We start from the raw sequence: 22,069 nt of genomic DNA, 5'->3' as shown, positions 1-22,069 counted from the left end.
AATATGCGGGAAGGCGCTTTCCCCCTAGAAACAGATACACCTCCCCGCATACTTTTTAACTTATTGATCTTCCGGTAGCGTCACAGTATTTTTAATCTTTGGTTCAGCCACAACGGACATCTGTTTGGTGGGAGATTTTTGACTTACCGCATTATCCACGTATTGGTCACCGTGTAGTTCGCCGCCCATGGTGGATTCGTCAAAGGGGATCTCCCCTTTCAGCACCGCATGAACACGATCCATATCTACCTCTTTAACAATCTTCCCCATGAGTAACGTCGCCACTGCGTTGCCTGTGAAGTTAGTGACCGCGCGTGCTTCAGACATGAAGCGATCGATTCCCACGATCAAGCCCACACCATTAACAAGGTCGGGGCGGTGTGACTGCAAACCGCCTGCCAGGGTCGCCAACCCTGCGCCCGAAACACCGGCAGCTCCTTTCGAAGCAATGATCATGAAGACCAGCAGAGAAATCTGCTCGCCTAATGCAAGTGGAGTCCCCATAGCCTCCGCAACAAAGAGGGCGCTCATCGTCAGGTAAATTGCGGTGCCATCCAGGTTAAAGGAATACCCCGTAGGAACCACAACGCCTACGACAGGCTTCGAAACACCTAAGTGTTCCATTTTGGCGATAAGACGCGGCAGCGCCGCCTCAGACGAGGATGTTGAGAAGATGAGGAGATATTCGCGCGCCAGATATTTCAACAGGGTAAAGATATTCACACCGGTTACGAGCTTGAGAATAGTGCCCAGAACGATTACGACAAAGAGAATACAAGTGATATAGAATGCCACCATCAAAATAAACATTGAGGATATCGCACGGGAACCCGTAGAACCTACAACAGCTGCAATCGCACCAAGCGCACCAGCAGGCGCTAACCACATAATCATCATGAGCAGACGGAATACGAGCGCCTGACAGTAGGTCAGAAATTTGAGAATGGGAGCGCCAACCGGCCCCATCTTCTGCAGGGCAAAGCCGGTCAAAAGCGCCACGAAAAGGGTTTGCAGAATATTACCGCTTGTCAATGCCGAAAGCAAAGAAGTCGGCACGATGTTGAGCAGGAACGAGACAGTGCTGTCACCGCCATGTCCTTCAGACGAATTTGGAAGCGTGTATTTCGTTGTTGCCGGGTCATAGTGCAGCGAGCTTCCCGGCTCGATAATATTACCTACAACCAAGCCAATTCCTAAGGCAAAGGTCGACATGAGTACGAAGTACAGCAGCGCCAATCCACCGACCTTGCCGACGGTTGCTGCCTTAGCAATAGACCCTACACCCAGCACAATCGTGCAGAAAATTACAGGGGCGATCATCATCTTGATGAGAGCGATAAAACCAGTACCGATGGGCTGCAGCTCTTTTGCAAAATCGGGAACGGTCATTCCCAAGATACACCCAAGGATCACAGCGGCAATCACCGAGAGGTAAAGCATATGGGTTGGGTCTTTGTAGAACGGTTTCTTTGCGGATTCCGTACTCATTAATTCTTTCCTTTCGCGCCGGGGACGCACGGTGCTGTGTGTCTATACCGACCAGAACTTTATTGTTCCGGATTCAGGATGTTATACAGGCTACACCTACGGCAACATTAACGCGGGTGTTTTCTGACTAAAATATGCCATTGCAACAGAATATTTACATGTCTGTTACAAACAGCATAAATATTACATCTTTAGAGTGTAAATCGTATAAATAAGCTAAATTATAGTATCTTATTGGCGTATTTTCTCTTTAAACACATATTTGTCGGCATAGCTATACAGACATAGTGTCGTCGTTCTTCATCGCAGCTATTCCCCACAGTCTACTTCTACTAATCACCTACTAAGTACGCTCATGTGCACGAGGATGCGCCATACGGTAAACCTCCAGCATCCCTTCCGGAGTAACCTTGGTATACACCTGTGTAGTCGCAATCGAGGCGTGTCCCAACAGTTCCTGAACCACGCGAATATCGGCGCCGCCCTGTACAAGATGCGTCGCAAACGAGTGTCGAATAGAGTGGGGCGAAAAATCAGAGCTCAGCCCCGCCTCCTCAGCTGTTTCTTTGAGGATAAGCCATGCTCCCTGTCGACCCAGCCGGCTCCCCCGCCCGTTGAGGAAAAGCGCAGCAGTACCTTTGCCGTGCGACGCAAACTTGGGGCGAGCGCGCACAATGTAGTCTTCCAGCGCCCTCTGCGCATAGGATCCCAAAGGTACTAAACGCTCTTTACCCCCTTTGCCGAAAAGACGCACATACCCAGGCACGGCAATAGATTCCCCGTTTTCATCGCGGGGTTTTTCGCCCAGGTGTATATCGTCCAGATCTGTTGCCAGCATCTCGCTCACGCGCGCACCGGTAGCATATAAGAACTCAAGTATCGCTCGATTACGCAGACCGGTAGGAGTCTTAAGACTGGGAATGGCAAGGAGCTTTTGCATTTGCTCCACGGATACGGCTTTGGGCAATCGCTTCACATTTTTAGGCGGTTTCACGGCAGCGGCAGGATCGGTCTCCAGGATGCGCGAAGCATGCCAGAAACTATGCGCGCCACGAACTGCAGCCATGGTACGTGCAATTGAATTAGGGCCCAGCGGCAGAGGCAGTGTGACATCACGCGTACTCGTTGAAGGAGCCTTTGTCTGATCCGAGGTGTAGAGGGAAACCGCCAAAGACTCCAGGGTGTCTTCGAGTTCCTCTGCTCGGGTATCAGATTCAGATGGTTTTTCTCCCTGGCTTTTGCTGGGATGCCCCGAATCTCTGTTCTCCCCCGCACGCGGCAGTGACGGTTGGGCAAGTTCACGCATAAAGGCACGCACATCGGCAGTGCGAATTCGGTGGGCATCAATGATACCGCGTGACGCCATAAATTCTACATACCGCCTTAAATCACGTGCATACGAAGCTATCGTATTCTCGCTGCTGCCTTTTTCAACTCGCAGGTGAATAAGATACTGTTCAATATCCCGCTCAAGCGGACTTATACGATGTATTCCTTCGCTCAGGTGCTGAGAAACCATAGCGAATTATTCCTCGTGTTTAAAAGTTTCGGGTCGGATACGGCGCTCTCCCAAATAAGGGTGAAAATCCCAGGTATCGGCGGCATCTCGCAAGGGCAATTGCTCTTGCCGAGCCTCGACCGCGCAATATGCCGCGAGAATAGCCTGAATAGCCAAACCGTTATGTAGTCGGCCCGCGAGCACAAGGCGTACGGCCTGTTCAAGCGGAACCCACCGGTAGGTAATCTCCGCTTCTTCGTCCCTGCGTACTATACGGTCTGCTTCAGGAATCTCGTACAGGTCTTGGGCAAGGTATATACGGCCCGCTTCCGAAGCGGCTCCCGGAGTCGTGTAATAATCGACCAGGCTGCGCCAGCGATGAGCCCCAAGGTCGGTTTCTTCCGCGAGTTCGCGCTGGGCTGCATAAAGAGGGTCTTCACCAGTAATATCAAGAAGTCCTGCGGGAACCTCCCAGAGGTTCATACGCACGGGATGCCGATACTGACGCAGAAGCAAAATCTCATTCCAGTTGTTCAATGCGGCGACCGCAACGGAACCGGGCATGTCGATAACATCCCGCGTTAAAGTGGTACCGTGCCCGTCGAGATCATAGTGTTCCACGGCTGCTTGGAGAACATATCCGCTATACTGCACCTCACGGCTTAGGATTTCTCGCGTAGAGGGAGCATCGATCACATCAGCATACATAGGGTCTATTCGATACGGATTCTTGTTCTCTGAAGTGTTCATATCCCTATTCTAATTTGCATACTTGCGGTCGCCAGAATCAGAACCTTAAGGACAGAGCTATCAGCTGACAGCGCTGACGTTTCTATTTTCCTTTGGCAGAGCAAAGTCGCGGACTACATCGGCAGTCCGCGACTTCTTATGAAGGAAGTTCTTATTCTTTACCGCTACGTTTGAGAGCTGCTTTCACCAGCCCCGCAAAAAGCGGATGCGGCCGCGTAGGACGCGAACGGTACTCCGGATGAGCCTGAGTCGCCACATAGTAAGGATGCACATCAGCGGGGAGCTCAACATACTCCACGAGCGAGGAATCCGGTGAAGTGCCGGAGATAACCAAGCCCGCGTTCTCAAGCTGTTCACGGTACTCGTTATTAACTTCGTACCGGTGACGATGCCGTTCCGCCACTTCGGTCTCGTCATAGGCCTGAGCAACCTGTGAACCGGGAACCAGGTTAGCTGTGTACAGGCCCAAACGCATGGTTCCGCCCAAATCACCTGCGCCTTCCACAAACTGCTTTTGTTCTTCAATCGTGGCAATGACCGGAACCGATGTCTCCGGGTCAAACTCGGTTGAGGATGCGTCAGAAAGATTCAAAACGTTTCGAGCGTACTCAATCACCATGGACTGCAGCCCCAGGCAAATGCCCAGAGTAGGAATCTTATGTTCACGAGCATATTTCAATGCGCCGATCTTGCCGTCCAGACCGCGAATACCGAAACCGCCGGGTACTAAAATGGCATCCATATCGTGCAGCTGATGGTCTGCGTCTTCATCGGTGGCGCATAGGTCTGCAGCGACCCATTTGATATTGACCTTTGCATTATTCGCAAAGCCCCCGGCGCGCAGAGCCTCAGAAACCGAGAGGTATGCATCGGGAAGATCGATATACTTACCCACGAGGGCAATGTTAACGTCGGCGGAGGGGCGGTGCACCGCATCCAACAAACGATCCCACTGCGTGAAATCTGGCTCAGGGGCAGTCATGCCAAAGTAATCCAGAATATAATCGTCGAGCTTCTGGGAATGAAGGGTTTTGGGAATATCGTAGATGCTGGGGGCATCGGGACATGAGATAACGGCGGCAGTATCAACATCGCAGGCGTTACCGATTTTGGCGCGATGCGATTCCGGAACATCACGCTCACAACGCAGAATCAAGCCATCGGGCAGGATACCCAAACCACGTAATGCTGCAACGGAATGCTGAGTAGGCTTCGTTTTGAGTTCGCCGGAAGGGCCGATAAAGGGTACCAAAGATACATGGAGGAAAAACACGTTCTGGCGTCCAACGTCACGGCGTACTTGGCGTGCCGCTTCCATAAAGGGCAGCGATTCAATATCGCCTACCGTACCGCCGATTTCGGTGATGATGATATCGGGCGCGTTCTCGATTTCGGCGGCGTAACGCATACGTGCTTTGATTTCATCAGTGATATGAGGAATAACCTGCACGGTATCGCCCAAATATTCTCCGCGACGTTCTTTTGCGATAACGGTCGAGTACACCTGACCGGTTGTAACGTTAGCGGATTGGTCAAGGTTCTCATCAAGAAAGCGTTCGTAATGCCCAATATCAAGGTCTGTTTCAGCACCATCGTCAGTTACAAAGACTTCGCCGTGCTGGAAAGGGTTCATGGTACCGGGGTCTACGTTAAGGTACGGGTCAAATTTCTGCATCGTGACCGATAGGCCACGAGAACGTAGAATCTGACCGAGAGAAGAAGCTGAAAGACCTTTACCGAGAGAAGAAGCAACACCACCCGTAACAAAGATTTGGCGGGTTACCTTACCGTTAGCGGACGCGTTAAGAGCGTTATTATTTTCATTCACCACGGAATTCAAGCTTACCATTTTCTTTTCCCCTATCCAATAGAACACTAGCGAACGAGAGCGTTTCTCTTCCCTAGATTTAATGAGCTTTTTCCCGTATTTCGCGCAGTTTTTACGCCATAATAAACGCTTCACCTACCGCTGAATACCGTGTTGCACCACAACGGCCTCTAGAAATATCTGCGCCCCAACACTACCGAATATCCTTGGAATACTCCTCCAGATATATCAGCTATGACCATTATCTTTTCAGCACCTGTTTACTCAAGCTGGTCCCCTGCGCGTAAAAGCTCTCGCGCGTGTTCTTGGGCTGCTTCCGACTGATCGTGTCCGGCGAGCATACGAGCGAGTTCCACAACACGCTCTTGGTCAGAAAGCACCTGTACTTTCGATAACGATGCGTCATCATTTTTAAGGACCAGAATATGCTGATCCGCGAAAGCCGCAACCTGTGGTAGGTGAGTTACCACCAAAACTTGTACATGCTGGGCAAGCATTGCAAGCCTGCGACCAATCTCAATAGCAGCCTTACCGCCAACGCCCGAATCTACTTCGTCAAAGATAAAGGTAGGTACCGGATCCACTTCCGCCAACACAACCTCCAACGCAAGCATTACGCGCGAAAGCTCACCTCCAGAGACGCCTTTCCCAAGTGGACGAGGGGTTGCCTCACGATGCGGAGCAAGCATAAAGGTCACTGTGTCACGACCATGAATTGAAAATTTATCTGCCTCGGCAACTTCAACAACAAGAGAAGCATTCGGCATGGCAAGCGCGGTTAGTTCTTCACTAACAGAATCCGCTAAACGCGAAGCGGCTTCTTGACGCGCTTTCATAAGCTGAGTTGCCTGCTCTCCTAAAGCCTGACGCAGGTCGGTGAGCTCTTGTTCCAGAGATTCCTGTCGCTCTGGATCATCAACAAGGTGAGTCAGGCGATCACGAGATTCTTCGGCCCACTCAAGGACTTCCGCAATATCTGCACCATATTTTCGCGTCAAAGTTTTCAGCTGCGCACGACGCTCCTGTACCTGCGCTAGGCGTTCAGGCCCTTCAGAATCTAACGAGGTCGAATAGGTAGAAATATCGGTGGCAATATCAGTCGCCAGAACTAAAAGTTCGTTAACCCGTTGAGCTAAATTCTCTATATCGCTATCAGCATCGGCTTGTCCCAAAAGAGATGTATGTGCCGCATCCAGAAGACTCAGTACATTTGCCTCTGTACCTTCCGTATATTCGCTGCCCGACAGCGCCGCCGCTGCAACACCGGTTGCGGTACGAAGCGCCTCAACATTCATCAGTTTGATGCTTTCATTCTTAAGCGCTTCGTCCTCGCCCATCTGTGGGTTTACGGAGTCTATTTCTTCAAGCGCCCCCTGCAAGCTTTGCGCCTCTAATGCTCGTGCACGAGAATTCTCACGAACCTCTTTATATTCAGCGGCTGCGACTCGGTACCGCTCATAGGTATGCTGGTACTTCTCCAACAGGTCAAAAAGCTTTTCGCCCGCATAAAGGTCTAGTGCACGACGTTGCTCGCTGGCAGACTTGAGACGCAATTGATCCGACTGACCGTGCACAGCTACAAGAGTTTGCCCAATATCTGAAAGCTTACCGACAGGCGCGGTGCATCCTCCTACATGTGCTCGAGAACGCCCAGAAGCATTAACGGTGCGAGCTAAGAGAAGTTCGCTTGTTTTTTCATCTACCGGGTCAACTGTTCCGCCCACTTCTTCCGCGAGGGTCAAAGCCTTATGTTCTTGAGGTAGGCGCACAATGGCTTCCGCTAAGGCGCTCTTTGCCCCTTGACGCACACTTGCAGCATCACTACGTGCCCCAAGAAGCATACCAAGCGCCGTAACGACCATAGTTTTACCGGCACCAGTTTCACCTGTTAGAACCGACAGCCCGGGCTGCAAGGGTAATCGAGCATCAGTAATAATGCCCAAGTCCCGAATATGGATTTCTTCAATCACGATGCGTCTACCTTAAAGTCCTTACCGCATAGGGGCTGGAGTCGTGCCACATACGCAAGCTATGTGCGACTCTATTGCACTGACCGACTTCCTGCTGGAGTACCCAAACATTCGGTTTCCGTGTGAGTACCAGATATAAACTAATGAGGATCTTGTGAGCTGTTTTTTTCACCGGCATCACACGCCTCACGCTCTTCCTCAGAGGTTGGGCCTCGCCATCCTCGAATAGGCAGAGCAAACTTACGAACCAGCCGTTCAGAGAACGGGGCGGGGTGGATACGTGCCAAAAGCACTGGTTTTTCAGATTTACGCACCTCAATACGGGAACCGGGCAGCAGATCATTCATACGCCGTCCATCGCACCACAACACACCGGATGCACCATGAGCCATCATTTCAACAGCTACCATAGAAGACGGAGATGCTACTAGCGGTCGTGCAAAAAGGGCATGTGCTGAAAGCGGCACCAATAATATAGCTTCTACCTCGGGCCAGACTACCGGTCCCCCACCTGAAAATGCGTATGCGGTGGATCCCGTGGGCGTACCTATCACCACACCATCACAGCCAAATGTGCTTATTGGCTTACGATCTACCTCAATGATGACCTCAATCATCTTCTCGCGGTTGCCTTTTTCAACGCTTACTTCATTAAGCGCCCAATCCGTATGAACACGTTTCTCCTCGTGCCATACTTCAATGTCGATTGCCATACGCTCTTCGACCGCATACTCGCTCTTGACGATGCGGTCTACAGTTTCTTGCAGATCACTTTCTTCCGATTCCGCTAAGAATCCTACGTGTCCCAGATTCACGCCGATCAGCGGAATGCTTGTATGTCGCACCATTTCTGCAGCACGCAAGATAGAACCATCACCGCCGAGGACCATACCAAGCTCAATATCAATAAGCGCAACACTCTCATGCACCACCTGCACAGGCACCGGATCGTCCCAATTTTCCGTCAAGGCTTCCAGATCAGAACGGTTCATCACGGGCACTAGACCTGCACTATGCAGCTGTTTACACGCCTGGCGGGCTGCATCCCGTGCTTCTTTGCGGCCAGTATGCGCAAAGACTAGAATTTTACGATTTTCCGTTATTGACACGTTCTACCCTCCTCACAGCAGGCATTATTTGCGAATTATCCCACGACTACTTCTTTAGTATAGCCGAATTTCCCATTATACTGGAACATATTTTCTAGAATATTATTTCGATAAAAAGGTTTGTCTGTTATTTCTGCTTCTTGCACCATAAGAAAAATTCGACGTTACCATCTTGCCCGGGTAAAGGACTTTGCACAGTATCTATCACGCGAAGACCACATGATTGAGCCGAGTCTTGCACCTTACGCACGGCGAAAGCATGTGCTTGAGGATCTGTAACCACTCCTGCACGCCCAATTTGATGTTTTCCTACTTCAAATTGTGGTTTCACCATGAGCACTAAGTCCCCATCTTCCTCGGTTACCTGCGCAAGAGCATCTATGACTAACGTCAACGAGATAAAAGATAGGTCAGAGACAACTAGGGAAACTAACCCCCCAATATCTTCTGGGGTAAGATACCGTACGTTAAGACCTTCATAAGCATCGACCCGGGGATCCACACGTAACGACTCAACAAGTTGACCATGACCCACATCAACTGCTGCAATATGTGAAGCCCCACGGCGCAAGAGTACGTCGGTAAATCCTCCGGTAGAGGCACCTGCGTCCAGACAGCGACGACCGGCTACAGTTATGTGCGTAAAAATATCTAAGGCACCAGCAAGTTTATGCCCGGCACGACTCACATATTCTGTAAGAGGGCTTTCTTGTACCAGTACATCATCGTCACGATGTACAGGCTGCGATGCCTTATACACAATTTTCCCATTAACACTCACGCACCCGGCATCAATAAGTTTTGCCGCTAAAGTACGAGATGCAACAAGCCCATGCTCGGCAAGAAATTTATCGAGCCGCACCTAGGAGTTCTCCCCGGGTTCTCGGGAAAAACGTACATTATCTTCGAGGTTATCAACTAAGGTTCCATAGGCCCGAATACGCTCTACAGGATCCATCGCTAAAACAGCCTGCAGCTGTGTTTCAAACTCCTGGTAATCAGCTTCTTCAAGGGACTCATGGCTATCAGCATTTTCTGTAGAGTTTTGTTGTTTCTTACCCATAAGTTAAACCTCGGGAAGGCCTTGAATATTCGGGGTCACTGCCTGCTCCGGATGCGCCGCCCACCAGGCAGCGCAGGCTACGCGCCAGGCTTCTGCTTCCGCATCGCTGCCGGAAAAACCCTCTGGCGCGAAAGAGCCTTGGACGGTTAAATAGAGGTTATTTCCCTGCACCTTGGCAGTCCATGATGGTCCATGCGCTGTAATCGCGTGGTCCTCATGGAGAATTTCGATCTGTGGATATGGTTCGAAAAAGTCATCAAGAGTGCGCAAAATATATATGGGACGTTGTTCAGGGACCGCCGATATAACATCCTGATAGGTCTGCACACCGGTCAGCACAAGTGCACCCGCCATATGAGCTTTGTTGGCTCCCAGAATATCGGTGTCAAGGCGGTCCCCTACAATAACGGGCTTTGAGGCTTTTACTGATTGAGCCGCAGTCTCAAAAATAGCGGCTTCAGGTTTCCCCGCGACTATCGGAGTACGGCGTGCCGCAATACCCACCGCCGCTACTAGAGTACCGTTACCGGGCGCTTGCCCTCGTTCCTTAGGAATAGTTTGGTCTGTGTTCGTGGCAACCCATAAGACGTTTTGATCAGCGAGAGTGTACGCTGCCTCTGCCAAATCTTCCCAGCTGAGTTGCGGGTTAAAACCCTGAACCACGGCAACAGGGTTGTCGGACTGTGATGATACAGGTTCCAGCCCAACGGCACGTAGACAATCTGCTAAAGCTTCAGTACCGGTAACCAGAATTTTAGACCCGGCGGGCACATGTTGAGCCAATAAAGCAGCACCAGCCTGGGCAGAACTGACAACACGTTCCGCCTGCGTGCGCACGCCTAAATCTTGCAGGTGAGCCGCTACAGATTCTACAGAGCGCGAGGCATTATTAGTAACAAAGACGACGGGAACCCCACTGTTTTCAGCACGGTTCAAGGCTTCGGGTGCTCCCTCAATAGCGTAGGGCCCAGCATATACTACCCCGTCGAGATCTGAAAGTAAGGCATCGTACTGAGCTAGTAGGGGTTCGCTCGTCATAATGTTCAATTCTTTCTGGTTATAGATAAAGCAAGTGTTCTCAGGTGAGGAACGGATAGTTTCTACTGCTCTTTTTCATTTTGGGAAGGCTTCGTTTCATATTCAGAAGATGCAACCGCCAAGTTCTTTGACTTATCAGAACTATATGCCTCTTCTTTCTCTGACTGTGTTCCCTCGTCAGTATTGCTTTGTTGTTCGAGGTCTTCTAACACAGGTTCCTCAGGTTCAAAGAGCTCGGATTCACCATAAATATCGAAAATCTCAGGCTCGGCGAACTCACCCTGTCCCAAAGCGGCTTCGGCCCTGAACGCGAGGCGTGCCCACTGCTCTGCTTCCTGGCTTCGTCCTGCATTATCTAGCGCCTCGGAATATGCTGTGAAGAGTCGAGGGCTGTATTCGAAAGCACGTTTTGGGTTTAGCTGCGGAATTTGAAGGGCCGATATCGCTTGCGATTTTTTGCCCTGATCTGCATATATCCCAGATTCAACAATGGCGAGTTCAACGCGAACCTGGGCAGGAAGCTCTTCGCGTTTAGCTTCCTCTATCATGTCAAGAGCTTTAGAAATACGGTTAAGAGCGCGCTCACAGTCTACGAGGAGCGCAAGATGATCCAGAGAACCGCTTATGCGACGGTGCGTACGTAATTCACGTAATGCTAATTCGTAATCTTCAGCGACATATGCGGCGACACCTACAGCCTCACGTACCGCAGAAATACGTCCTGCGCTTCGAGACGCAGCAACAGCATGCTCAAGCGCAAACTGGGGATCAAGCTCCAGATATCGTCCAGTCATAACAAGATGTTTTGCAACGGTAGCGGCATTCCTAGACTCAAGCGCGCGAAGTTGACGGCTTGTAGCACTGTCTAACTCACGACCTGTTACATCACTGTCAATCTCAGGCGCCTTTGGCTTGGCAGGACGATAACCCGCTCGACCGTCAACAGATCGCACGTTCTCCTGAGACTCTGTCTTATACGCGTGCTGCCTAGGTGACTTACTCCGAAAACCGAAACGATGCGATTTATTCGGGTTTTTCAAGTCGTTTCGGCGTCCTCCATCGCTATCCTTATGATTTGCCCCAGCCCCATCAGAATGTTGAGCGTTACTGTGGTAGTTGCTCTTCTGGGAGTTTTTCGCAGTGGAAGCACCAATAGCACCCTGCTTATTTTTAGACTGGGGGGTCTCAGACATGAATCTCCTCAAAGGGGAAGGCGGGATCAAACACAGAATCTTCGCTACAAATTTTGGAAGATAATCTCAGGGTGCTAAATGCACCTTTTATATTCTAGTACAGGTTGGCATAGACCGATACCCTAGAGATACTAGATCCAAGATAGCTTTGTCTTCTGCATCTACTCGTAGAAGGCGGGCTAGTAGGTTGGGGTTGTTGAGTAAAAACCACCGTTAAACACAAAAAGCATGAGCGAAAGCTCCCCCTCACAGGAAACCCCCACCCATACTTACCTCTAAACAAAATATTTATTGCGGCAGCCATCTACTCTCCCACACCCACCAAGATGCAGTACCATCAACACCACAGGGCTTAGCTCACCAGGTTCGAAAAGGATACTGGGCGTTTCCCCCAAGCTATCACCACCGCAAAACCACCAAACAACAACCCACCCCACAAAAACGGGGCCCAGCTTGTTGTTTCAAAACTATACAGCGAACGCAAACACCACAAACAACATAGTGTGAATAAGTCTTCGGCCTATTAGTACCAGTCAACTCCACGCCTTACAACGCTTCCATACCCGGCCTATCAACCTCATCATCTCTAAGGAGCCTCACACACCACAAAGGGGTGCCAGGAGAACTCATCTCGAAACAGGCTTCCCGCTTAGATGCCTTCAGCGGTTATCCCTCCCGAACGTAGCCAATCAGCCATGCACCTGGCGGTACAACTGACATACCAGAGGTTCGTCCGTCCCGGTCCTCTCGTACTAAGGACAGCCTTTCTCAATTCTCCAACGCGCGCAGCGGATAGGGACCGAACTGTCTCACGACGTTCTGAACCCAGCTCGCGTACCGCTTTAATGGGCGAACAGCCCAACCCTTGGGACCGACTCCAGCCCCAGGATGCGACGAGCCGACATCGAGGTGCCAAACCATGCCGTCGATATGGACTCTTGGGCAAGATCAGCCTGTTATCCCCGAGGTACCTTTTATCCGTTGAGCGACAGCGCTTCCACAAGCCACTGCCGGATCACTAGTCCCGACTTTCGTCCCTGCTCGAGTCGCCACTCTCACAGTCAAGCTCCCTTGTGCACTTACACTCAACACCTGATTGCCAACCAGGCTGAGGGAACCTTTGGGCGCCTCCGTTACACTTTAGGAGGCAACCGCCCCAGTTAAACTACCCATCAGGCACTGTCCCTGAACCAGATCATGGCCCGAAGTTAGACATCCAGATTGACCAGAGTGGTATTTCAACAACGACTCCACCACCACTAGCGTGACGGCTTCACAGTCTCCCACCTATCCTACACAAGCCAACCCAAACACCAATACCAAACTATAGTAAAGGTCACGGGGTCTTTCCGTCCTGCTGCGCGAAACGAGCATCTTTACTCGTACTGCAATTTCACCGAGTTCATGGTTGAGACAGTAGGGAAGTCGTTACTCCATTCGTGCAGGTCGGAACTTACCCGACAAGGAATTTCGCTACCTTAGGATGGTTATAGTTACCACCGCCGTTTACTGGGGCTTAAATTCTCAGCTTCGCCCACACAGGGCTAACCAATCCTCTTAACCTTCCAGCACCGGGCAGGAGTCAGTCCGTATACCTCGTCTTACGACTTCGCACGGACCTGTGTTTTTGATAAACAGTCGCTTCCCCCTGGTCTCTGCGACCCCTACACGCTCCCCACCGCACGGGCAGATCACGCTCAGGGCCCCCCTTCTCCCGAAGTTACGGGGGCATTTTGCCGAGTTCCTTAACCATGATTCTCTCGATCGCCTTAGTATTCTCTACCTGATCACCTGTGTCGGTTTCGGGTACGGGCAGCTAAAACCTCACGCCGATGCTTTTCTCGGCAGCATAGGATCACCAAATCCCCCACAAACAAGGGGTCCCATCACGTCTCAGACACACAACCGGCGCATTTAACAACCAGTCATCCTACACGCTTAGACCACGACAACCACCGCGTGGCTTGGCTACCTTCCTGCGTCACACCTGTTAACACGCTTACCTCCAAAGCTTGGGTCCCACACACCCCACAACACCACAAAGAAAAACTTCATGACACCGTGATCGGCATGGTTAGCATCACAATATCAGTATGGACGGTCCTTCACTGGTACGGGAATATCAACCCGTTCTCCATCGACTACGCCTGTCGGCCTCGCCTTAGGCCCCGACTAACCCAGGGCAGATTAACTTGACCCTGGAACCCTTGATCATCCGGCGCACGGGTTTCTCACCCGTGATTCGCTACTCATGCCTGCATTCTCACTCCCACACAATCCACCACACACTCCCGTGGCAGCTTCACCTCGTGCAGGACGCTCCCCTACCCAACCAGCCACAAAGACTGATTGCCACAACTTCGGCGGTGTACTTGAGCCCCGCTACATTATCGGCGCAGAATCACTTGACCAGTGAGCTATTACGCACTCTTTCAAGGATGGCTGCTTCTAAGCCAACCTCCTGGTTGTCTCAGCAACTCCACATCCTTTCCCACTTAGCACACGCTTAGGGGCCTTAGTTGATGGTCTGGGCTGTTTCCCTCTCGACAATGAAGCTTATCCCCCACTGTCTCACTGCTACACTCTCACTTACCGGCATTCGGAGTTTAGCTAACGTCAGTAACCCTCGCGGGCCCATCGGCCATCCAGTAGCTCTACCTCCAGCAAGAAACATGTAACGCTGCACCTAAATGCATTTCGGGGAGAACCAGCTATCACAGAGTTTGATTGGCCTTTCACCCCTATCCACAGCTCATCCCCCCAGTTTTCAACCTAGGTGGGTTCGGTCCTCCACACGCTCTTACACGTGCTTCAACCTGGCCATGGATAGATCACTCCGCTTCGGGTCTAGATCCTGCCACTACAACGCCCTATTCAGACTCGCTTTCGCTACGACTACCCCACACGGGTTAACCTCGCGACAAAACACTAACTCGCAGGCTCATTCTTCAAAAGGCACGCCACCACCCCACACAAAAGGGGGCTATAACGGCTTGTAAGCACACGGTTTCAGGTACTATTTCACTCCCCTCCCGGGGTACTTTTCACCATTCCCTCACGGTACTGATCCACTATCGGTCATCAGGAAGTATTTAGACTTACCAGGTGGTCCTGGCAGATTCACACGAGATTCCACGAGCCCCGTGCTACTCGGGACATTGTCAACGCACACACAACACTTTCAACTACGGGACTCTCACCCACTACGGTCGACCATTCCAAGCCAGTTCGCCTACCATCATGCACTACGCCGGTGACCAGTTAGAACCACCACAACAACTCCCACAACACCCATGATGCAACACCTAACCGCTATCACACACCACAGGTTTAGTCTCATCCGCGTTCGCTCGCCACTACTAACAGAATCATTATTATTTTCTCTTCCTGCGGGTACTGAGATGTTTCACTTCCCCGCGTTCCCCCCAACTGGCCTATACATTCAACCAGCGGTCACCCACCACAACGATGAGCGAGGTTTCCCCATTCGGAAATCCTCGGATCCACGCCCAGTTATCGGCTCCCCGAGGCTTATCGCAGATTCACACGTCCTTCATCGGCTCCTGATGCCAAGGCATCCACCGTGTGCCCTTAACAACTTACACACAATCAAGAAAAAGAAGAATCAAGAAACCACACAACCGTGCAGTTCCCAGAAGATGCTCGCGTCCACTATATAGTTCTCAAACAACAAACCACACCAACACCAACACCGAGAACAAACCCAGCACCAGCACCAGCCAGTCACCAACTCAGACCACACCTAGCGTGCAACCCGAAAACCCAAGAACGCACCCGAACAACACGAAAAGATGATGACGTATACACAACACCGTGAAACAAAACAAACAACAAAAAAAAGGGGCTGACATTCCACCCATGAGCAAACCACCCACCCGACACTCGCGAGCAGCATGGCCAACCAAACAATAGTTGAGCTCCTTAGAAAGGAGGTGATCCAGCCGCACCTTCCGGTACGGCTACCTTGTTACGACTTAGTCCCAATCGCCAGTCCCACCTTCGACGGCTCCCCCCACCAGGGTTAGGCCACCGGCTTCGGGTGTTACCAACTTTCGTGACTTGACGGGCGGTGTGTACAAGGCCCGGGAACGTATTCACCGCAGCGTTGCTGATCTGCGATTACTAGCGACTCCGACTTCATGGGGTCGAGTTGCAGACCCCAATCCGAACTGAGACCGGCTTTTAGGGATTAGCTCCACCTCACAGTATCGCAACCCTCTGTACCGGCCATTGTAGCATGCGTGAAGCCCAAGACATAAGGGGCATGATGATTTGACGTCATCCCCACCTTCCTCCGAGTTGACCCCGGCAGTCTCCTATGAGTCCCCACCATCACGTGCTGGCAACATAGAACGAGGGTTGCGCTCGTTGCGGGACTTAACCCAACATCTCACGACACGAGCTGACGACAACCATGCACCACCTGTATACCAGCCCCGAAGGGAAACGCCATCTCTGACGCAGTCCAGTATATGTCAAGCCTTGGTAAGGTTCTTCGCGTTGCATCGAATTAATCCGCATGCTCCGCCGCTTGTGCGGGCCCCCGTCAATTTCTTTGAGTTTTAGCCTTGCGGCCGTACTCCCCAGGCGGGGCACTTAATGCGTTAGCTACGGCGCGGAAAACGTGGAATGTCCCCCACACCTAGTGCCCAACGTTTACGGCATGGACTACCAGGGTATCTAATCCTGTTCGCTCCCCATGCTTTCGCTTCTCAGCGTCAGTTACAGCCCAGAGACCTGCCTTCGCCATCGGTGTTCCTCCTGATATCTGCGCATTCCACCGCTACACCAGGAATTCCAGTCTCCCCTACTGCACTCTAGTTAGCCCGTACCCACTGCAAAACCAGGGTTAAGCCCCAGCCTTTCACAGCAGACGCGACCAACCGCCTACAAGCTCTTTACGCCCAATAATTCCGGACAACGCTCGCGCCCTACGTATTACCGCGGCTGCTGGCACGTAGTTAGCCGGCGCTTTCTCTGCACCTACCGTCACTTTCGCTTCTTCGATGCTAACAGAGGTTTACAACCCGAAGGCCGTCATCCCTCACGCGGCGTCGCTGCATCAGGCTTGCGCCCATTGTGCAATATTCCCCACTGCTGCCTCCCGTAGGAGTCTGGGCCGTGTCTCAGTCCCAGTGTGGCCGGTCACCCTCTCAGGCCGGCTACCCGTCGTCGCCTTGGTAAGCCATTACCTCACCAACAAGCTGATAGGCCGTGAGCCCATCTAAAACCACTCCATAACGCTTTCCACCAACACCCCATGCGGAGATTGGTCGTATCCGGTATTAGACCCAGTTTCCCAGGCTTATCCCAGAGTCAAAGGTAGGTCACTCACGTATTACTCACCCGTTCGCCACTAATCCACCTAGCAAGCTAGGCTTCATCGTTCGACTTGCATGTGTTAAGCACGCCGCCAGCGTTCGTCCTGAGCCAGAATCAAACTCTCCGTTACAAAAACAAAAAGCAAACGCATGATCCCATAACTCTCAAAAAACAATGAACTACTGACAAAACAAAAAACAAGGACACAAAACACCAGGCACACCAACGCACCCCATGCTTCCTGTCCCACACGAATGTCCCAACCAGCAGACACCACAACAAAATTTTCAGAACTACAAGACCACACCAAAAAACATGACCTCAATAAGATCAAAAAACATATACGGTATCAACCCCGCACACCAACACCCCACCAAAAAAAAGGGGGTACCAGTGCACTGTCACAACATCCCGTTTCACCAATACACATCATCACAACACAACACACAGTTGTGTCTAAAACGTATTGAACAAAGCACACTCTTGAGTTCTCAAACAACACACCACACCAACAACAACACACCATCAGAGTCATCATCAGCCGGTCATCACATGATAAATCACCGCAACCAACCCCACCCGGATCACAACCAGAAATGAAGTCCTCGCCGCGGCGACTCATACAACTATACACACCCACACCCACCACCGCAACCCGAGGAGTAATGAGATAGAACACTCACAAAAACACTAGTCAGATATCTATAAATTCTACAGTGCTGGTTGGGGGTGCAAAAGACCCCGAAACTACGCAGCTCTTCACTGTTCTTAAAAAAGCGCGTACTCCCGTCATGTCACCTCAAAAACTCGAATCGCTAAGATATTCTTTTCCCTCTAGACCACCATACTGAAGATATAAATGAAGGGTTCCCATACATCGAAACTGTGTGGAAACCCTTCAAGATCCTGTGGTAAACGGGAATAGTAAACCCTATACTACGGTAATCGCGCCCTGGTTTTTCTTACCCCGACGCACGATTGCATATTTACCGTGCAAAAGCTGCTCAGATGAGATCCGGGCATCTTCACCTTGAACCTTCACACCATTGACAGATGCGCCGCCTTCTTTCAGGATGCGTCGCGCCTCAGACTTGGAAGAAGCAAAACCAAGCTCCGTAAGCGCAGTAATCAGATCCAGCCGATCCGAAGAGAGCTCAACCGAAGGCAGCTCATCCATTACAGCCTGAAGAGTGCTCTCGTCCAAGGCCGCAAAGTCTCCCTTGCCAAAAAGGGCTTCCGAAGCCGCTATGGCCTGTTCCGTAGGCTCAACACCGTGAACAAGGGCCGTAACCTCATAAGCAAGCCGTTTCTGTGTTTCACGCTTGTACGCTTCGGCTTCGACCTTATGCTCGTATTCGCCAATCTCCGCACGAGTCAAGAAAGTAAAGACCTTCAAACGATCTATTACATCCGCATCAGCGGTATTAAGCCAGAACTGGTAAAAGGCATATGGAGAACACATCTCGGGGTTCAGCCAAATTGCGTTGCCTTCGCTCTTACCAAACTTCGTGCCATCAGAGTTTGTAATCAGAGGGGTTCCAATAGCATGAACAGTTTTTCCCTCGACCTTGCGAATCAGCTCGGTGCCGCTGGTGAGATTACCCCACTGATCAGAACCACCGGTTTGCAAAGTGCATCCGTACTGACGGTTAAGCTCAAGATAATCCAAGCCCTGCAAGATTTGGTACGAGAACTCGGTATAAGAAATACCTTCTTCAGAGTTTAGGCGTTTAGCAACAATTTCCTTCTTGACCATCGTGCCCACACGAAAATGCTTACCAATATCGCGCAAGAAATCGATAGCCGAAAGCTGCCCGCCCCAATCCAAATTATTCACCATACGAGCCGCATTCTCGCCCTCAAACGAAAGAAAACGCTCAATCTGAGACCGTAGAGATTGAACCCATTCAGCAACGACTTCTCGGGAGTTAAGTACGCGCTCCGATGTCTGCCGGGGGTCTCCGATTAGGCCAGTAAAACCGCCCACCAGACCTAGGGGGTAGTGCCCGGCAAGTTGCAGACGACGCATTACCAAAAGCTGCACAAGGTGCCCCAAATGCAAGGATGCGGCAGTAGGGTCGTACCCGGTATAGAATGTAAGCTTTTCATCGCTCAATGCTTTTTCGAGTGCCTCTTCGTCAGTACTCACATGCACGAGTCCGCGCCATTTGAGCTCCTGCCAGATGTTCTCGAACGTGTCGTCATTGTGCTGCGCATTAAGGATGTCGGCAGACATGGTTCTCTATGTTCTCCGTTCCATGACATACGGTGTAAAAATATTTGATGCGCAGAATACAGCCTGCACATAGTAAGTACACCCAAGATTGATAGTTATAGCCTAGCACTACGTCGCTACCTGCGATACATGCCAACACTACTTACGGGTCCACTTTACGACTGGGCAGATCCGGCTGCTTCAGCACCTAGACCTGCGGGCATTGAGGTTCCTACCAGATGAAGCCGCTGTGTGGGGCGAGTCATTGATACATATAGATCACCTACAGCACCTTGTGCATCGTCAAGAAGCTGCTGCGGTTCCACGATGATGACAACATCAAACTCAAGCCCTTTAGCTTCCCAAGGAGTCAAGACAAGAACCTGATTTTCGACGGCGTCCTCAGCGGTTCCTGTACGATCCGCATGTGTTTCCATAACTGCACGCGCCACCTGTGTGTACTGGGCGGGAGAACAGACTACTCCGATAAGAGCCCCATCTCCCAGGGCAACCTCATCACTCACGCGCTGGACAGTCTCAGCAACCACATGTTCCTGGGGCACCTGATGGATAAAAGGTGCCCATTGTCCTTCACGCACAGCACGAGGTGCTGACACTTCATACCCGGCTTCGCGTGCAACGGCGACTGCGGCATCCGCAATTTGCGCCGGGGTACGGTAGTTAATCGTCAATTCTTCAAGGGTAAACCGCTCCCCCACAAAAGGTTCAAGAGCCTGAGACCACGATGAAGCGGCAGAGGCTGAAGATGCCTGCGCAATATCTCCCACTACCGTAAACGATTTCATAGGGCATCGTCGCATCAGCAAGCGCCATTGCATAGGCGAAAGCTCTTGCGCTTCATCCACAACAATATGCCCATAGGCCCAGGTGCGATCCGCCTGTGCCGCAGCTGCAGCAGTCATACGATTGATACCTACCTCGTTGAGAGCGGCGATCTGCTCGGCCGTAACAACGCCGTCTGCGCCAATATCGGCGAGTGTCTGATGCACATTCTCAAGTGCTTTTGAAGCATTCTCAAGGTTAGCTCGATGCTCAGCCTCTGCGCGCGCTGCTGCTGCCGCACCCGTGACCCGGGAGAAATCACCGAGAAGCTCCGCAGCTTCATCCAGTAAAGGAACATCAGCCTCAGTCAGAGGAGCATCGGCAGGGCGTTTGAGAAGTTCCCTTTCTGCCTCAGTAAAATTCTGAGTTGCGGACTCTAGATATTGCTGTTTCGAGAACAGGGAACGCACCAGCGTTTCAGGTGAAAGCGGCATCCAGGCAAGGTTAAGAGCACGTCGTACATCCAAAGAAGCACGCACATCATCTTGTAAATAAGGGCGGTCCACAATGCGACCGGCGGCTTTATTAAGCTGATCGTCCAGCACGCTCGTCAGTTCCTTAAGCAAAATTTTGACGAACGTCTCGCGAGCTTCATTATGTGGTTTTCCAGTAGCACGAGCCCGAGAACGTGCTGAACGTACCATCTGTGGAGTAAGAACAACATCAGTGCCCTCAACGTTGAGGCGCTGTTCCCGCTCAGGAACTTTTTGGCGATCTTCAACTGCTTTCTTGATTACCTCTACCATGCGCAAATCACCCTTAAGCGCAGCGATACGACGATCGTGCTCTGGTACAGCGCGAAGCCCAGGGTACAGTGTTGCCAAGGATGCCATGACCACTCCGGTTTCCCCCAGAGAAGGCAGAACACGCTCAATGTACCACATGAATGAATGCGACGGTCCTACCACTAATACACCCGCTTTAGCGAGGCGTTCTCGATTTGTATACAGCAAATATGCCGCACGATGCAGAGCAACTGCAGTTTTACCGGTACCCGGCCCGCCCTGAACAACCCGAACGCCGGGCAGCTCGGAACGAATAATCGCATCCTGCTCGGCTTGGATGGTTGCGACGATATCATTCATCCGCCCGGTACGTTTCTTATTTAAAGCCGCGAGAAGCGCACCTTCACCATGCAAAGTGTCGCTATCCTGAAGTAATTCGGAGTCGAACACCTCATCTTCGATGTTGGTGACGGTACGTCCCTCCAGCATCAGATGCCGCCGACGCCGAACCCCTAACGGATTAAACGCCGTAGCCTGATAGAACGTGCCGGCCTCGGGGGCACGCCAATCCATCAAAAGCCGCTTCTGGTCGCTATCCATAATTCCTAAACGGCCGATATACCGAACCTCATCGGCTCCGTCTTTTGTAAGGTCAAGACGGCCAAAAACAAGCCGCGCATCCACTGCGTTAAGCTGGGCCAGGCGATCTTCGTAATGGGTGGCAAAAGAGTCCCGTTCGGAACGGTTTTGATGCCCACCAACCGCCTGATTCTTGCGAACATCCGCGAGTTTTTGTGAGGTTTCTTCCCGTAAATCATCTAGTCGTGCATAGATTTTTGCAACATGTTCGCGTTCTTGGGCAAGCTGCTGCGCAAAGACACGTGTAGCAACATTCTCGGAAACATTCTTAGATGTTTCTGCGGGCATAAAAACTCCTTTAACGGCATAACGCCGATTAACTCATGATTTACGGCGATGCCGAAAACAGAGTATCTATTTTACAGGG

Annotated in this window: 12 protein-coding genes and 3 rRNA genes; all 15 read right to left on the bottom strand. The window is 51.4% G+C overall.

Translation table 11 applies throughout. The features are described 5' to 3' along the window. Nucleotides 1–60: 60 nt before the first annotated feature. Nucleotides 61–1,488: a C4-dicarboxylate transporter DctA gene (locus tag HMPREF0733_RS07730; RefSeq protein WP_004004345.1), complete on the bottom strand. Its 1,428-nt coding sequence runs from the start codon at nucleotides 1,486–1,488 to the stop codon at nucleotides 61–63. Between the two features lie 343 nt (nucleotides 1,489–1,831). Next, nucleotides 1,832–3,007 carry a site-specific tyrosine recombinase XerD gene (locus HMPREF0733_RS07725; RefSeq protein WP_013398801.1) on the bottom strand — a complete coding sequence of 392 codons (1,176 nt, stop codon included), beginning with the start codon at nucleotides 3,005–3,007 and terminating at the stop codon, nucleotides 1,832–1,834. Between the two features lie 6 nt (nucleotides 3,008–3,013). Continuing rightward, complete coding sequence (locus HMPREF0733_RS07720) at nucleotides 3,014–3,736, bottom strand: NUDIX domain-containing protein (RefSeq protein WP_013398800.1); 723 nt, start codon at nucleotides 3,734–3,736, stop codon at nucleotides 3,014–3,016. 151 nt (nucleotides 3,737–3,887) lie between these two features. Then, the gene (locus HMPREF0733_RS07715) at nucleotides 3,888–5,585 is read right to left on the bottom strand and encodes a CTP synthase (RefSeq protein WP_041321725.1); all 1,698 of its coding nucleotides are present in this window, start codon (nucleotides 5,583–5,585) and stop codon (nucleotides 3,888–3,890) included. A gap of 239 nt (nucleotides 5,586–5,824) precedes the next feature. Further along, entirely contained in the window at nucleotides 5,825–7,534 is a 1,710-nt protein-coding gene (gene recN / locus HMPREF0733_RS07710) for a DNA repair protein RecN (RefSeq protein ID WP_013398798.1), read from the bottom strand. A 140-nt stretch (nucleotides 7,535–7,674) separates the two neighbouring features. Beyond that, nucleotides 7,675–8,643 (bottom strand): NAD kinase, encoded by a 969-nt coding sequence (locus HMPREF0733_RS07705; protein WP_013398797.1) that lies wholly within the window; start codon nucleotides 8,641–8,643, stop codon nucleotides 7,675–7,677. A 127-nt stretch (nucleotides 8,644–8,770) separates the two neighbouring features. Next, nucleotides 8,771–9,505, bottom strand: coding sequence for a TlyA family RNA methyltransferase (locus tag HMPREF0733_RS07700; RefSeq protein WP_013398796.1), 735 nt, complete (start codon nucleotides 9,503–9,505; stop codon nucleotides 8,771–8,773). Then, nucleotides 9,506–9,706, bottom strand: a complete 201-nt coding sequence (locus HMPREF0733_RS07695) for a hypothetical protein (RefSeq protein ID WP_004004338.1) — start codon at nucleotides 9,704–9,706, stop codon at nucleotides 9,506–9,508. It abuts the gene before it with no gap. Between the two features lie 3 nt (nucleotides 9,707–9,709). Continuing rightward, nucleotides 9,710–10,744, bottom strand: a complete 1,035-nt coding sequence (locus tag HMPREF0733_RS07690) for an HAD-IIA family hydrolase (protein ID WP_013398795.1) — start codon at nucleotides 10,742–10,744, stop codon at nucleotides 9,710–9,712. A 62-nt stretch (nucleotides 10,745–10,806) separates the two neighbouring features. Beyond that, nucleotides 10,807–11,937: a tetratricopeptide repeat protein gene (locus HMPREF0733_RS07685; protein ID WP_013398794.1), complete on the bottom strand. Its 1,131-nt coding sequence runs from the start codon at nucleotides 11,935–11,937 to the stop codon at nucleotides 10,807–10,809. A 291-nt stretch (nucleotides 11,938–12,228) separates the two neighbouring features. Beyond that, nucleotides 12,229–12,347: ribosomal RNA gene (rrf, locus tag HMPREF0733_RS07680) — 5S ribosomal RNA — on the bottom strand. A 93-nt stretch (nucleotides 12,348–12,440) separates the two neighbouring features. Continuing rightward, a 23S ribosomal RNA gene (locus HMPREF0733_RS07675) occupies nucleotides 12,441–15,542 on the bottom strand. A 341-nt stretch (nucleotides 15,543–15,883) separates the two neighbouring features. Next, nucleotides 15,884–17,410: ribosomal RNA gene (locus tag HMPREF0733_RS07670) — 16S ribosomal RNA — on the bottom strand. Together the 16S, 23S and 5S rRNA genes form the textbook arrangement of a ribosomal RNA operon. An 801-nt stretch (nucleotides 17,411–18,211) precedes the next feature. Beyond that, the gene (gene tyrS, locus HMPREF0733_RS07665; RefSeq protein WP_013398793.1) at nucleotides 18,212–19,516 is read right to left on the bottom strand and encodes a tyrosine--tRNA ligase; all 1,305 of its coding nucleotides are present in this window, start codon (nucleotides 19,514–19,516) and stop codon (nucleotides 18,212–18,214) included. A 155-nt stretch (nucleotides 19,517–19,671) separates the two neighbouring features. Then, entirely contained in the window at nucleotides 19,672–21,990 is a 2,319-nt protein-coding gene (locus HMPREF0733_RS07660) for a HelD family protein (protein ID WP_013398792.1), read from the bottom strand. Nucleotides 21,991–22,069 lie beyond the last annotated feature (79 nt).

Origin of the sequence: Rothia dentocariosa ATCC 17931 (assembly GCF_000164695.2) — a bacterium.
GTDB classification, from domain to species: domain Bacteria; phylum Actinomycetota; class Actinomycetes; order Actinomycetales; family Micrococcaceae; genus Rothia; species Rothia dentocariosa.
Note: the sequence above shows the minus strand (reverse complement) of the source record. Positions and strands in the feature narration are given on the sequence as shown.